Annotated in this window: 11 protein-coding genes and 1 riboswitch; of the genes, 4 read left to right on the top strand and 7 right to left on the bottom strand. The window is 37.4% G+C overall.

Annotation, left to right across the window (positions count from 1 at the left end; translation table 11 throughout):
- Positions 1-11: 11 nt before the first annotated feature.
- From neuC to L6469_RS00655, 6 genes are all read right to left on the bottom strand, one after another.
- The gene (gene neuC, locus L6469_RS00685; protein ID WP_006283474.1) at positions 12-1,160 is read right to left on the bottom strand and encodes a UDP-N-acetylglucosamine 2-epimerase; all 1,149 of its coding nucleotides are present in this window, start codon (positions 1,158-1,160) and stop codon (positions 12-14) included.
- The gene (locus L6469_RS00680; RefSeq protein ID WP_223918703.1) at positions 1,147-1,827 is read right to left on the bottom strand and encodes a cytidylyltransferase domain-containing protein; all 681 of its coding nucleotides are present in this window, start codon (positions 1,825-1,827) and stop codon (positions 1,147-1,149) included. Before L6469_RS00680 ends, neuC begins: the two co-directional genes overlap by 14 nt.
- 5 nt (positions 1,828-1,832) lie before the next feature.
- Positions 1,833-3,494 carry an N-acetylneuraminate synthase gene (gene neuB, locus L6469_RS14735; RefSeq protein WP_006283472.1) on the bottom strand — a complete coding sequence of 554 codons (1,662 nt, stop codon included), beginning with the start codon at positions 3,492-3,494 and terminating at the stop codon, positions 1,833-1,835.
- A 24-nt stretch (positions 3,495-3,518) separates the two neighbouring features.
- Positions 3,519-4,163, bottom strand: a complete 645-nt coding sequence (locus tag L6469_RS00665; RefSeq protein WP_006283471.1) for an acetyltransferase — start codon at positions 4,161-4,163, stop codon at positions 3,519-3,521.
- Positions 4,164-4,512: 349 nt separating this feature from the next.
- Positions 4,513-5,511: a glycosyltransferase family 2 protein gene (locus L6469_RS00660; protein ID WP_074802913.1), complete on the bottom strand. Its 999-nt coding sequence runs from the start codon at positions 5,509-5,511 to the stop codon at positions 4,513-4,515.
- 14 nt (positions 5,512-5,525) lie between these two features.
- Positions 5,526-6,272 (bottom strand): glycosyltransferase family 32 protein, encoded by a 747-nt coding sequence (locus L6469_RS00655; protein WP_006283469.1) that lies wholly within the window; start codon positions 6,270-6,272, stop codon positions 5,526-5,528.
- Positions 6,273-6,771: 499 nt separating this feature from the next.
- Here L6469_RS00655 and L6469_RS00650 point away from each other — a divergent pair, with 499 nt between their 5' ends.
- Together L6469_RS00650 and L6469_RS00645 are read left to right on the top strand one after the other, a co-directional pair.
- Positions 6,772-8,847 carry a DUF4842 domain-containing protein gene (locus L6469_RS00650; protein ID WP_006283468.1) on the top strand — a complete coding sequence of 692 codons (2,076 nt, stop codon included), beginning with the start codon at positions 6,772-6,774 and terminating at the stop codon, positions 8,845-8,847.
- 102 nt (positions 8,848-8,949) lie between these two features.
- Positions 8,950-10,200 (top strand): nucleotide sugar dehydrogenase, encoded by a 1,251-nt coding sequence (locus L6469_RS00645; RefSeq protein WP_006283467.1) that lies wholly within the window; start codon positions 8,950-8,952, stop codon positions 10,198-10,200.
- Positions 10,201-10,341: 141 nt separating this feature from the next.
- Positions 10,342-10,442: riboswitch (TPP riboswitch) on the top strand.
- Positions 10,443-10,684: 242 nt separating this feature from the next.
- Here L6469_RS00645 and fmt read toward each other — a convergent pair.
- Complete coding sequence (gene fmt / locus L6469_RS00640; RefSeq protein WP_006283466.1) at positions 10,685-11,665, bottom strand: methionyl-tRNA formyltransferase; 981 nt, start codon at positions 11,663-11,665, stop codon at positions 10,685-10,687.
- Positions 11,666-11,793: 128 nt separating this feature from the next.
- On the opposite strand from fmt, the gene L6469_RS00635 reads away from it, so the two are divergent.
- Positions 11,794-12,372 (top strand): L-threonylcarbamoyladenylate synthase, encoded by a 579-nt coding sequence (locus L6469_RS00635; RefSeq protein ID WP_006283465.1) that lies wholly within the window; start codon positions 11,794-11,796, stop codon positions 12,370-12,372.
- A gap of 117 nt (positions 12,373-12,489) precedes the next feature.
- Entirely contained in the window at positions 12,490-14,211 is a 1,722-nt protein-coding gene (locus L6469_RS00630; RefSeq protein WP_050787964.1) for a chloride channel protein, read from the top strand.
- The last annotated feature ends 96 nt before the right edge of the window (positions 14,212-14,307 follow it).

The raw sequence follows: 14,307 nt of genomic DNA, 5'->3' as shown, positions 1-14,307 counted from the left end.
ATACCAACTGCTTATGGTATGTCATAGAAATCTTTATAATTTAGATTTCTAACATGAGCTAATATCTTTTTTGTTGTTTTATAGTATAACTCTGCAGAATTTGAACGATAATATGGAGTATCTATTTGTTTGTTTTTGTGCTGAATAACAAACATCAGAGCTTCCTTGATTAGAGACGTCTGACAGGCTACATCTATGATACTATTGCCTTTAACCCTTCCTGTTTGTCGATTACCTATGTTTATGGTATAGCTGCCCAGAGATGGAACCTCTATAATTCCTGAACTTGAATTTCCAACCAATGCTAAAGACTTTTTGACAAGTTCATGATAAGCATCAGGATGAAGATTTTCTACATACATTGCTTTTTTATGCGCCTTGCAAAAAGTTTTTATCTCCTGACGAATCTGATCTGAACCAGTATCAGCATTAGAACCTATAAAATAAAAATCGTATCTATCGATATAGCTCTCTACTGCTGATAAGACTTGTTGTACCTGTTTCCATGGAGACTGCTCATTGAGCGTTTCTGGATGAAACAGTACTGTAAAACAAGTCTTAGGCTCAATTTTCTTAATGATATCAGGGATGTTAGCCTCATCTATAAACAAACAATTCTCCGCACCAAGAGCACCTAGATTAAAAACGGTAGAAGGAGATTCACCCAACTGAATGACCCGTTTTCGATATTCCTCTGTAGAAGTAAAATGATAACGGCTCATCTTGGTAATACTATGACGAATGAATTCATCATAATTGGCCAAAGTAACTTCCCCTCCATGAATATGCAATATAGACTGATGATGCATAGCTGCTGCTATTGCTACAGAGAATATTTCATATCGATCACCCAATATGATAACCAAATCATATTGGTGATTCTGGAAATAATCACCAAAGGCTTCAAGAACATCGGCCATCACATGTGTTGTATCACTCAATTTTTCATTCCTAAGATGTACTTGATAGGCATAATCTATCTTAAATCCATCCTGAATGATAAGATCTTCTGCATGTCCATACTTTTCTGATAACAGAGCTCCAGTAGCAAGAATGGCAAAATCAATATTCTCATCTAAGTTTAAAAGAGCTATATAACGACGCACGATGCCGTAATCTGCTCTCGAACCTGCTACAAAACAAACTTTATATTTTTCCATGCAATCTCTTGTTCATAATGATTTTTGCCAACTCATAATCGAGCGCATGATCTATATCCACACTATCCACATCACTCATCATATAAGCAATACTTCGAGCTCCAAAAAAATGTTTCTGCTTCAGATAAGCTTCTGGTTTGGCCATAAAGAAGGCTCCATTCGGAGAGTAATCATGGTAAGCCTGTCGACGATAATTCGAAAAATCTTTATCAAAATATTTTAACGACATATCGTCATCTATCATATTCACTAAATCCTTTACATGTTCAGCTTGCTTCACCGAAACAAGAAAGTCAAAATCATCCCAATTAGATTCAAATAATGAAACAGCTTCATGAATATGCTTCACTGTACGCATTGGTGATGTCGGCTGAAGCAAAACAAGTTCATCTGGCATATTGACCTGTCGGTGTAATACATCAGCGATCACCTCAAAAGAAGTGGCGGTATCCGATGCTAATTCTGCACTACGCATAATGACTGATGAACCATATCGTCTAGCGATATCTGCATAATGTTCTGAATCAGTAGACACAATCACTTGATCAAAAAGCCCACTTTCAATGGCTGGTTCTATCGAATAGGCCATCAACGGTTTCCCGCAAAGATCAATGATGTTTTTATCTTTGAGCCCCTTACTCCCAGAACGAGCTGGGATTAATGCCATTCTTTTCATTTCATCTTCCTTTCTATGAGACTTTTTAGCAGTTCGTATCCTTGAGTACTTAGATGCAAGCCATCTACGACATACTCAACCTTAATATCCCCACGCTGATCTTGGAAAGCCTCATTAGTAATCAGTTCTACACCCTTTGGCAAATGTTGACGGATCACACGGTTAACACGTTCTATTTTTGAATTATCACGATCAAGTCTTCCCCGAACGGGTAAAATCTCTACCAGTATGATATGAGCATCCGGTTGAGCATGCTGTATTGTGTTAATAATAGTGTTGATATCATCACAGATTTCATGGTCTGCTAATGGATATATGATATCATTAGTACCTAAAATGAGTACATATTCTTTCTGTGACAAATCCAGCAAACCTGGTTTCAGTATCATATTGATATATTGGCGAGTAGATATGCCATTGATACCTGCATTTTTCACAACTCTTGTTCCGAGATGTTCAATAGACCACTTATCAAATTGAGAATGTCCTATCAAACAGATTTTTTCAGGATCATCATCCTGTAGAATATATTTTTTTTCATCAATTCTCGCCTGTATAGTGTTAACAAGACCTGCTAGCTTTTTCTTTTTTTCCGAGATTAGTATATGCGGATCTATTTCGTTTGACATTACCTGTTCACTCATACTAATGAGTTCATCTTCTTCAAAATTACGGATTGCTTGTGTTCCAAGTACGTCAAACCAATGCATCGGACTGATGCCATTACCTGGTCGCTTGCAAGTTATATTATCTTCAGACAATACTTCACCCTTCTTGATTGCCTTTCTGGCTACAATAGACTTGCGTGCAATCGTTATATTTTTGCGTTCTGACTCCGTAACCTTCTTTCCACCCTCACCTTTGATAATCTCAATTCTACGAACATTATCTACCAATGCTTTCATTTCTTGTGGTGTAGCAGAAGCTTTATGATCAGGTCCTGCCATATTTTTATCAAGCGTAAAATGCTTCTCTATAAGCACGATATCTTTCATAACAGCTCCTATAGCAGCCACATATCCTACTGAATGATCAGAAAAACCGATACGAATGTCAGGAAACTCTTCATGAAGCGTATCTATAGCACTTAAATTTACATCCTCATCAGGTGTAGGATATTCTGTATTACAATGCAGAATTATCAGTTCTTCCCGACTTCCGAAACGAGTCAATAGATTCACGGCAGTCTTGACTTCTTCAATCGTAGCCATACCTGTCGAGAGTATCATCTGTTTATTTTTGCATTTGATTTGCGCAATTCTATCTAAATAGGGTAAATTGGTGATTTCACCAGAAGGAATTTTCCAGATATTCTGACCTTCCTTTTCTAGGAATTCTATCGATTCCAAGTCAAAAGGAGTAGAAAATGTTTCAAGATTCAAACTTTTGGCATAGTCTCGCAACTGAATAAAGTCATTGTGAGATAGTTCTAGCTTACGCGTCATTTCCAACTGATTACCTTCCGCACCTGTCGTTATCTTTTGATAGTCTGCCTTTGGTGCGAACTTGGAAATAAGCTCAGATGAATTAAATGTTTGAAACTTAACGGCGTCAACTCCACAAGCCTTAGCCTCTTTTACCATTTTCTTAGCAAGAGCAGGGTCTCCATTATGGTTGCAACCGATTTCAGCGATAATAAACGTATGATGTGCACTCATAGATGATGCAATAAGTCATTGTTTTTATAATGCATTATATTTTTGCCGAGTAGAAGAGATTTCTTTTGCAGGCACACCCACCACGGTTGTTTTAGGATATATATCATGCAAAACCACAGCACCAGAACCGACCAATGACCAAGCTCCGATAGTCAACTGTCCATTAACCACAGATGAACTACCAACGAAACATCCTTCTTCAGCGACAACGTCACCGTTCAATGTTGCATTCGTTGAAATATTCACATGATTGTGTATGATGCATCCATGTTCCACAAGAGCACGGGTATTGATGACACAATTATTTTCCACCGAGCTGCCATGATTAAGTATTGCCAACTTTCCTATAAAACATCCCTCACCAATTGTTGCACTATGTGATACTAAAGCCGTTCGGTCTATAACATTAATCAGCGAGAGACCTGCTGTTTTCAGTTGGTCATACCATAGTTTCCGCTTGGCGTTATTGCCGATAGCAATGAAATATACATAATGAGAAGGTTGGTCTACATCACTGATATCATTTCCAAGCACCTTATATCCTTGATGCTCAGCACCTACCGGTTTGATATCATCCAAGAATCCAACCATGCGAAAATTAGTATAGTCATAGGAGTCAAGTACCGATTTGGCGTAGCCACCAGCTCCCACAATAATCAAATCTTTCATAGATTTTTACTTGATGAGTATTTAATTCAATCTAAGCTGTAAATGCCTTTCTGTATAAAATAACAGAACGACACAGAACGTATTTTTCATCGTATCCAGCATTTTTAGCTACCTAATATGCAAATAAAAATATAACAGATAAATGCACAAAAAACCCTTTCCCATCATAACGACATTTTAAGCGAATATAATAGGTGCAAGGACTGACTAAATCCCTAACTATCAAAGGGTTTCCACATAAAGTCTTTCGACCGCAGATACAAAAATCAATAGTTTCTTATATGATTGTAAAATTTTACAAGGCAAATATAAGAAAAAAACATCAATTTCCGAAGGGATTATGAGCAAATTATTTCGCAAATTTAGCCTTTAACTCATTGAATTTCAGATAAGCTAAAGCCAAATAATAACTATAGGCTACATAGCGATTGAATCGAGTATTAGGAACTATTTTAAAATGATGCTTTTGAGGAATATCACGATAAACTTTTTTGGTATCTTGATAAAGTTTTAAATTACAAGACAAAACGGCATCGTATAACAACTGAAAGGCATAACGATCGAGATAATGCTCAGCTAAGTCTACATAACGATGTCCCTTGTCATATAAAAATTGATATAGTTGATAAAGAGATTGAAAATCTTGCAAATGTCTAATACGTTGTTTATCAACACCTTCCTCATTCATATATGATTGTTCGTTAGTACAATCATAATGATAAATACGTTGATGTAGGCAAATACTTGAATGCGCATAATATACAAGTTGAGGCACCACTTGCCAGTCCTCACCGATATTCGTTCCTTCCAAGGCTTTTATACCATGTTCCGTATATAAGGATCTACGTATTAGTCGCGACCATATGACATGTTGCAACGTAGGTTTGATATAAGCTAATATTTCGTCTTCTTTTGTATCAAATTCATTTACGTTTACTGTCTCTATATGATCGGAAAAATGACGCCAAGAATTACCTGTAACGATATCTGCATTAGTCATCACTTGCTTTTGTACAAGCCACTCAATAGCTTGTGGTTCCATCCAGTCATCCGAATCTACATGTACAACAAACTCACCTCTTGCGGCAGCTACCGCAGTATTACGTGCTGCAGCCAACCCGCGATTACGCTCATGGCGTAATATCTTAATTTGTCCGTTTCTTTCTGGATAATCTAATATGATTTTTTTTAATAATTCAATACTATTATCTGGCGAACAATCATCCACAAAAATATATTCTAAATTATGGTAAGTCTGATTAAAAAGACTTCTTCCGCAACGTTCGATATAGTTTTCTACTCGAAACACAGGTATCAAAATAGATACGAGATAAGGCTCTTGTAACATGGAGGCGTTATTATTTATTTTCGCTTAACATCTTGCCTCAATATCTTGGTTTTAAATTCATATTTAGGCAGCCAGTAGAAATAGTAAATCCAAGTATACCACTTGGGATATTTTAAACGCAGTCGTTCATCTTCGGGAAGCCAACTTCCTTCAAAATGGTGAATAGCTACCGTTTTATCTGAGAATTGAGAAGGCTTATTGTCCCAGCACAACGGACAGAATACTGTTTTAGGATACACTGTCATTTCATGTGTTATATCTTGGTGTGTATTATCTGCACGCAAACCATACGCCATAAAATACTTCGTTAAGCGCTTTACATTAGTCAGCAAATTCTTTCGACCATCCGGCAATATGAACTGACTATGTAGGTATACTTCTAAATTGTCTTTAACCCAGGTCGTCCCCTTTTCACTTGCCAAAATAGCTGTACCGAGCTCATTTCTGCTCTCATAGCCACAGAAGCCTACATGATACAAGAAAGAATCTAATGGCTTCTTGAGTTCCACATCAATATCCATATAAATTCCTCCTTCATAATAAAGAGCATAAAGCCTCACCACATCAGAAACAAAGGCATAAAACTTATGATCATAAGCCTCCCTTACATAAGGACAAAAATCCAAATCAAAGTTTGATTCGTTCCATTCCTTGATCACATAGTCCGGACACATTTTCTTCCATGTCCGAATACACTTTTTAACAGAACGAGGCAAAACTTTTCCACCAAACCAGCAATAATGTATGACCTTAGGTATCATATGAATATATCTAATATGTTATTGCAAATATAATTAAAAAACTATAACTTCAATACTTTAATCACAAAAAGTTTACCTAAAAAGATACAACCACTTATCATAAAACCCTAAAAGCTGATTGGAAAGAAATTCATACCCTATAGAAACTAAAAAATTTGACAAGAATCGTGTTGAGGATGGGGTATTTGAATTTAAGTATGCCAGAATATCTCAAATACGCAATTCTTGCAGCATATTATTATTCGCTTGAATATGTATTTACCCATCACTGACGATGCCTTTGCGTGAAACTTTTTAACGTTAATATTTTATTTTACAAACCACTCCACATAGACTGTAAAAATCGGCAGACATTCGATAATTATTGCTGTGGCCAAATAATCATAATTAAGAAATATTAACCACAAATAATTATAATAAGGTGAATTTCTTTGTACTTTTGCAGCAAGATTAAACTTATTAATAAGTAGTATACATATTAAAGATTTACTTTTTATACATGAAGAAGAGTTATTTTGTGGATGGAGCTATGGCTTTAGCCTTGGCCTGCACATTAGTAGGATGCTCTAAAGACGACTTAAGTAGTGGTGAAGTTTCAACTAATTCAAGCATTGATGCAGCTTCAGATCAGAATTGGCAAATGCTCAATACTGGCAAAGTTAATATTGGTATTAACAAAGATGCTGGTGAAAGTTATAGTGTTAAATTATACGCAAACGATCCGTTCGTAAATAATGAAGGTACAGTTCTAGCAGAAGGTACTGTAACAAGTGGTAATACCTTTACTTCTACATTTACATATCCAACAGCCGATACCACTTTCTATGCGGCTTACAAGGATAGTAAAGGTTATACTTACGTTAAAGCCGTACGTGTAGACAATAATGCTATCACCACCTCATTTGGTACGGAAAGCAGCGCTAATGCTAAAAGTAATATTTCAAGAGCAACATCATCATCAGAAATGTTACCAGGTGTTGAAACTCCTAATTTTGCATCTTATAAGACAGGTACCGTTGAATTAACCAATAGCAACGCAACTGTAGACTGGGATGGCGACGCTAACTATACTACTAAAATTAAGATTTCTAGTGGTAAATCTTGGTCTGGTGCAATTGATATTCTTGGCCAAGAAGGTGATCACGCTCGAACATTATACATTGAAGGTACTTGGAACTTAGGTAGTGCATTTCAGAAATTAGGTAGCAACGGTGTTATCGTTGTTGCTAATGGTGGCGAAATTGTAATTCCTTCCGGAGCTACTCTTCTAGGTTATGGAGAAGCAAGAATCTATGTCGCTCCAGGTGGCAAGATTTCTGGTAACGGTAATCTTACTTTTGCTAATGGAACTAATTATAGCTACAATGCAGGTGATATTTCTGTAACAACAATCAATAACAATGGTGGACAGTTCTATAACTATGGCACAATGACTTCTGCCAACTTAGAAGGCAGTTCTACAGGTAGCATTTTCGAAAACCATGGTAAGATGTTTATAGAGAACTGTGGTAACAATGCATATAATTCAGAAATCAGAAATGCTTGCTGGTTGGAATGCACCAATATGAAAGCTGTGAACCTATATCTTGGTCCAAATTCATATACACATGGAGAGAACCTTGAAATGGGTAATGGTACAGCAAATATCAGTAGCAATGCCATTCTTGATATGACAGGTAATATCAGCCTTAACAATACGACAATATCGGGCCCTACCTCAGAAGATTTTGCTTTGATACAATTTGGAACTATTTCCTATTGCTACGGAAGTTTAGTAAAAAATAACGTTCATATCAGTGTAGAAGAAGGTAAAACTGATACTCCATATACACCATATTGGAATTTTACTAGTGGCTTTAATCACTATTCTGGGTCAACTGATGTTATTGGTACTGGTAATGCAGATATCATACAGAAGGGTCAGGCACAAGTTGTTATTCCTGGTGGTGAGTACTCTGATGGCAACTGTTCTGTAGGCTATAACTACAATTCCAAAAAGAATGAAGCAGACTATACCCCTGCTACAGAAATTGAGGAAAACAAGCAGACTTATACCTATGCATTCGAGGATACTCAAAACAACACGGATTACGACTTGAACGATGTTGTTATTACCATCAAGGATAACGAACAGAATTCAAACAAGCTGGATATTTCCCTTGTTGCCTTAGGCGGTACAAAGTTTGTTAAAATGTACTTAGGTGGCAATGTTCTTTTCAATGATAAAGAGTTACATTCGGTCTTCGGTGTAAGTCAGGATGTCATGGTCAACACGGGTGCAGAAGGCGGTGTAACGAAATCTGCTGTAACTACAACTATTGACAAGCCTAGTAATTTCGATTTTTCAAACCCAGGTTTAGTGCTATACGCATCAACTACAGGTAACATTTCTTTGGCTACACAAGGACAAGACCCACATGCTATCGCAGTTCCTGGAATATGGGCATGGCCTTTGGAAAAAATTATCATCACTAAAGCTTATGCTAACTTTGAAACATTTGCAAAAGATGGAAGTCATCAGACAGCTAAAGACTGGTACAACTATCCAACGACTGGCAAAGTATATACAGAATAAGTTTAATTTCAAAATATACTAAAAAATCAGCACCTATTTATATGTGAAGTATAAATAGGTGCATTTTTTTTACTATCTTTGCCAACAAGTTAAAATCGACTTATGAAAAAGAAATATAACATAGCTGTAGCTGGTACAGGCTACGTGGGCTTAAGCATCGCAACCTTATTAAGCCAGCACCAACACGTGGTAGCTGTTGATGTCGTTCCACAAAAGGTGGAAATGCTGAAAAGACACATCTCACCTATTCAGGATGAATATATCGAGAAATACTTAGCAGAAAAAGATTTGGATATCGATTTCACAACTGATGGTTCTGTCGCCTATAAGGATGCAGATTTCGTTGTTATCGCAACTCCAACTAATTATGATTCTGAAAAAAACTATTTCGACACACAGCATGTAGAAGAGGTTATCGAATTGGTGATGGATGTTAATCCGAATGCTATTATGGTCATCAAATCAACAATACCTGTAGGATACACCGAGAACATCCGCAAAAAATACAATTCAGACAATATCATCTTTGCACCAGAATTTCTGCGTGAAAGTAAGGCGTTATACGACAATCTTTATCCTAGCCGCATTATCATAGGTCGACCTGAAGATGACGAAAGGATAAATAATGTAGCTCATATCTTTGGCAAACTTTTGAAAGAGGGAGCCATCAAAGAGGATATTGAGACCTTATATATGGGGCTTACTGAAGCAGAAGCCGTAAAACTATTTGCAAATACATATTTGGCTCTTCGAGTTAGTTATTTCAATGAACTCGACACCTATGCTGAAGTAAAAGGCTTGGATACGACGAGTATTATTCAGGGGGTATGCCTTGATCCACGAATTGGAAGTTTTTATAATAACCCTTCATTTGGATATGGTGGTTACTGCTTGCCTAAAGATACCAAGCAACTATTAGCCAACTATAGTGACGTGCCAGAAAATCTGATTCAAGCTATCGTAGACAGTAACCGCACTCGTAAAGATTTTATCGCCGACCAAGTTCTTCATATGGCCGGATATTATGACTATTACCATCGAGGTGATTATGATATCAATGAAGAAAAACATTGTATCATCGGTGTGTATCGACTTACTATGAAAAGTAATAGCGACAACTTTAGACAGAGCAGTATCCAAGGGGTAATGAAACGTATCAAGGCCAAAGGTGCTGAGGTAATCGTCTATGAACCAACTCTGAAAAATGGAGAAACCTTCTTTGGGAGTAAAATTGTTAACGACCTGAAAGTATTCAAATCTCATTCACAAGCCATTATTGCTAATCGCTATGACAAAGTACTCGACGATGTCAAAGAAAAAGTTTATACTCGCGATATTTTCAGAAGAGATTAAAACAATATAAAAATAGCAGAATTTCAAAAGATTCTGCTATTTTTATATTGTTAATAAACAAAAGTAAGTATTTTTATCAAAAAAATTACGATTTATTTGTTTAGTTTGATAAAAATACCTAATTTTGCAACCAACACAGACAGACTAGCAAAGGGGTGCTCGGAGAATTCTCCAGCTGAGAACAGACCCTACCATAACCTGATACGGGTAATGCCGTCGAAGGGATTGCGTAGTTATACTTTCATATTTTTCGACATAGCATCTCCCCTCTTTTTCATAAAACTTCAAAGAAAATTTGATTACACAAGTAGTAATATATATAAGCTAATTCAAACCAAGATCACATACCTTACTGAACTTCTATATATATAAATCTATCCCATGAAAACACGAAAGCAGGGGGCTATTCGTGCATCGGATTGCCATATACTTTAAATGCATATTCTACAAAAGGCAACGAAGCACGCTCTCCCTGCTATTTTTATTATTCCACACGATACTTATCGAAGTCACGATTGCCATTCAAGAAATCCTTAATCAACATTCGCTTCTTTCCAGGCATTTGTAACTCTAATATTTCTAACCAGCTATCAGCAGTAGCAACATATAGGTGAGACTTATCCACCTTAATTGTTCCCACAGGATCATGAACAGGCTGATCAGTCTTTGCAGTTTTAAAAATTTTCAAAACCAAAGCTTTAGCATCCTCATTAGACACCTCTTTCAGATTAGTCCAAGTACCAGGATATGGAGAAAGACCACGTATGAAATCATAAATACGCTTAGCAGGCTGATTCCAATTGATTTCACAAGTCTCCTTAAAGATCTTAGGAGCATGCTTCAATTCAATTTCGCCTTCAGCAGGCTGTGGCATAGACTCAATTTCACCATTGCAAGCTATTATCTGATCAATCGTTTCAATAGCAATATCCGCACCTAAATGCATCAAACCATCATAAACATATTCCACATCAGCCTGATCAGGAATAGGAAAATGTTTTTGCATAATGATGCGCCCAGTATCTATGTCATGATCCAAGAAGAATGTTGTAACACCAGTCTCTGTCTCACCGTTAATTACAGCCCAATTAATCGGAGCTGCCCCACGATACTGAGGCAATAAAGCTGCATGCACATTAAAAGTACCCAATCGAGGCATACCCCACACTATCTCTGGTAACATACGGAAGGCGACGACAACTTGGAGATCAGCCTTATACGAACGAAGTTCTTCTACAAAAGCAGGATCTTTCATCTTCACAGGTTGCAATACGGGTAATCCTACACTAAGTGCATACTGTTTTACCTGAGAAGCCTGCAATACATCCTGATGGCGACCAACAGGCTTATCTGGCTGTGTTACTACAGCCACCACATTATACCCTCCCTCTACGAGAGCTCGAAGAGATTCCACCGCAAATTCCGGTGTTCCCATAAAAACGATACGTAAATCTTCTTTAGTCATAGAACGCAAAGTTATTAAAATTTTGATTTATATTACCGATTAAGGTATAAAAAACAAGAAAAATTTCTCATTTTTTGGAATTTTAGAAAAATTTAGCTACATTTGCTAATCTGATATAATAAAATAATATGACGCAAGAAGAAGATATTAAAAACGCCGTCGCTGTAATGCGTAAAGGCGGTGTTATTCTCTATCCAACAGATACTGTTTGGGGTATTGGCTGTGACGCAACAAATGCAGAAGCTGTTGCTAAGGTATATAAGATAAAAAAAAGGGATGATTCTAAAGCTCTCATTTGCTTAGTTGATAGCGACAATCGTCTACAACGCTATTTCAGAGACATTCCTAACGTCGCATGGGATTTATTTGAATCGATTTCAGAAAACACGAAACCTACTACTGTTATTCTTGACAATGCGAATGGCGTTGCCAGCAACTTGGTAGCAGAAGACGGAAGTCTTGCTGTTCGTATCACGAAGGAAAAATTTAGTCACGAACTCTGCTACCGATTCCAAAAACCAATAGTAAGCACAAGTGCTAATATCAGCGGACAGCCTGCTGCGTCTAACTATCGTGACATTGATCCTGTTTTGCTCGAAGCTGTAGACTATGTTTGCGCATCTCGTCGCAATGAACATAAGCCACATACTCCTAGCAGTATTGTGAAGCTGTCACAAAACGGAGAAATCCAGATTATCAGAAAATAGTAATTTATTATATTTTGCCAACTAGTAAGAGAAAGAGATTACGTGGAAGAGATTAAAGATAATAGTTTAAGCGGAAAAATTATAACTTGGAGACAGGAGCATATTACCGACAGACAGATGACACTTATTTTGTCTTTCGTCATCGGTTTTTTAGCTTCCGTAGCTGCTTATATTCTTCATTCTATTACCCACGAGATTCGACACCTGCTGACGGCTAACTTTAGTGAAGATTCTTTCAACTGGCTTTACCTTTTATTTCCAGTTATAGGTATTTACCTTACATCACTTTTCATTAAATATGTTGTAAGGGATAATATATCACATGGTATCACACGAGTACTTTATGCAATGTCGACCAAGCGTGCCCGACTAAAAGCTCATAACTGCTGGTCGTCTGTTATAGCTTCTGGCATCACCATCGGATTTGGTGGTTCCGTAGGAGCCGAGGCTCCTATTGTTCTCACCGGATCTGCTATCGGTAGTACTCTTGGTCAATTGTGTAAGTTAGACAACAAGACTCTAATGCTTCTGGTTGGATGTGGTGCAAGCGCCGCTATTGCCGGTATCTTCAAAACACCAATAGCCGGATTAGTATTTACATTGGAAATTCTAATGGTAGACTTGAATATGGCCTCACTATTGCCTATTCTAATTAGCTGCGTAACAGCCACACTGTTTTCTTATGTGTTTGTTGGCACAGAGTCTCTCTTCGATTTTACCTTGAATAATCCTTGGGAAATGAATCGTACACCAGCATGTATTCTCTTGGGTATCTGCTGTGGATTTGTTGGCTTATATTTTATGCGTGCCATGTCTTCGTGTGAAGGCATGTTTGCAAAAATGAGCAATCGACCATATCTTAAACTAGCATGTGGCGGATTACTCCTAAGCAGCTTAATTTTCTTTTTCCCATCACTCTATGGTGAAGGATATAGTGACATCAATATATTTCTCTCAGGCAATACTGCAGCAGATTGGGGAACAATAATGAATGGGAGTTTATTCGCTGGCCATAGCAATCTGCTCTTATTATATGTAGGTATCGTATGCTTTACAAAAGTCTTCGCCACATCAGCAACAAATGGTAGTGGTGGCTGTGGTGGTACCTTTGCTCCTTCCCTTTTCATTGGAGGATTCTTTGGTTTCTTCTTTTCACACTTGTGGAACACAGAACAATTTGGTGTTTATATTCCAGAAAAGAACTTTACTCTAATGGGCATGGCAGGTGTTATGACTGCCGTAATGCACGCACCCCTTACTGGAATATTTCTGATTGCCGAATTAACAGGTGGCTATCAGCTTTTCATTCCACTAATGATTGTCTGCATTTCAGCCTATCTTACTACCAACATTTTTGAGACCCATAGTATTTATGCTCTCCGCCTTGCACGTGAAGGTAAATTATTGACTCATCATACAGACCAGGCTGCCCTTACTCTGATGAGTATGCACAGTGTTATCGAGAAAGACTATAGCTATGTTGGTCCAGACTTACCCATGGGCAAATTGGTCAATGCCATTAGTCGAAGTCATACCAACTTTTTGCCTGTACTTGATCAAGACAAGACCTTACTTGGTATCATCGATGTGGCTCAGTTGCGCCATATTATCTTCCGCACAGAACTCTATCAGAAATTTACTGTGCGACAATTAATGATGGAACCTGCAGCAACACTCCACGAACACGAAGCAATGACCGATGTCATGAAACAGTTTGATGCAACCGATGCCCAACAATTACCAGTAGTAGATAATGACGAGAAACTTATTGGCTATATCAGCCGTATGCGCATGTATTCAATGTATCGAAAAATTATCACAGACCTTTCGGCAGAATAAAGAAAATATATCATATTACTAAGGCTTGGTAACATCATTACCAAAAAAATTGGGCATACCATTACGGCATGCCCAATTTCTATAGTATATGATTTA

This window comes from Segatella baroniae B14 (assembly GCF_022024235.1).
GTDB lineage: Bacteria > Bacteroidota > Bacteroidia > Bacteroidales > Bacteroidaceae > Prevotella > Prevotella bryantii.
The sequence above is the reverse complement of the archived record's forward strand: the minus strand, read 5'-3'. Positions and strand labels throughout refer to the sequence as shown.

What these genes read in the sequence shown, in the direction of transcription:
- neuC (WP_006283474.1), bottom strand. Translation starts at nt 1,160, where the DNA reads ATGGAAAAATATAAAGTTTGTTTTGTAGCAGGTTCGAGAGCAGATTAC.
- L6469_RS00680 (WP_223918703.1), bottom strand. Translation starts at nt 1,827, where the DNA reads ATGGCATTAATCCCAGCTCGTTCTGGGAGTAAGGGGCTCAAAGATAAA.
- neuB (WP_006283472.1), bottom strand. Translation starts at nt 3,494, where the DNA reads ATGAGTGCACATCATACGTTTATTATCGCTGAAATCGGTTGCAACCAT.
- L6469_RS00665 (WP_006283471.1), bottom strand. Translation starts at nt 4,163, where the DNA reads ATGAAAGATTTGATTATTGTGGGAGCTGGTGGCTACGCCAAATCGGTA.
- L6469_RS00660 (WP_074802913.1), bottom strand. Translation starts at nt 5,511, where the DNA reads ATGTTACAAGAGCCTTATCTCGTATCTATTTTGATACCTGTGTTTCGA.
- L6469_RS00655 (WP_006283469.1), bottom strand. Translation starts at nt 6,272, where the DNA reads ATGATACCTAAGGTCATACATTATTGCTGGTTTGGTGGAAAAGTTTTG.
- L6469_RS00650 (WP_006283468.1), top strand. Translation starts at nt 6,772, where the DNA reads ATGAAGAAGAGTTATTTTGTGGATGGAGCTATGGCTTTAGCCTTGGCC.
- L6469_RS00645 (WP_006283467.1), top strand. Translation starts at nt 8,950, where the DNA reads ATGAAAAAGAAATATAACATAGCTGTAGCTGGTACAGGCTACGTGGGC.
- fmt (WP_006283466.1), bottom strand. Translation starts at nt 11,665, where the DNA reads ATGACTAAAGAAGATTTACGTATCGTTTTTATGGGAACACCGGAATTT.
- L6469_RS00635 (WP_006283465.1), top strand. Translation starts at nt 11,794, where the DNA reads ATGACGCAAGAAGAAGATATTAAAAACGCCGTCGCTGTAATGCGTAAA.
- L6469_RS00630 (WP_050787964.1), top strand. Translation starts at nt 12,490, where the DNA reads ATGACACTTATTTTGTCTTTCGTCATCGGTTTTTTAGCTTCCGTAGCT.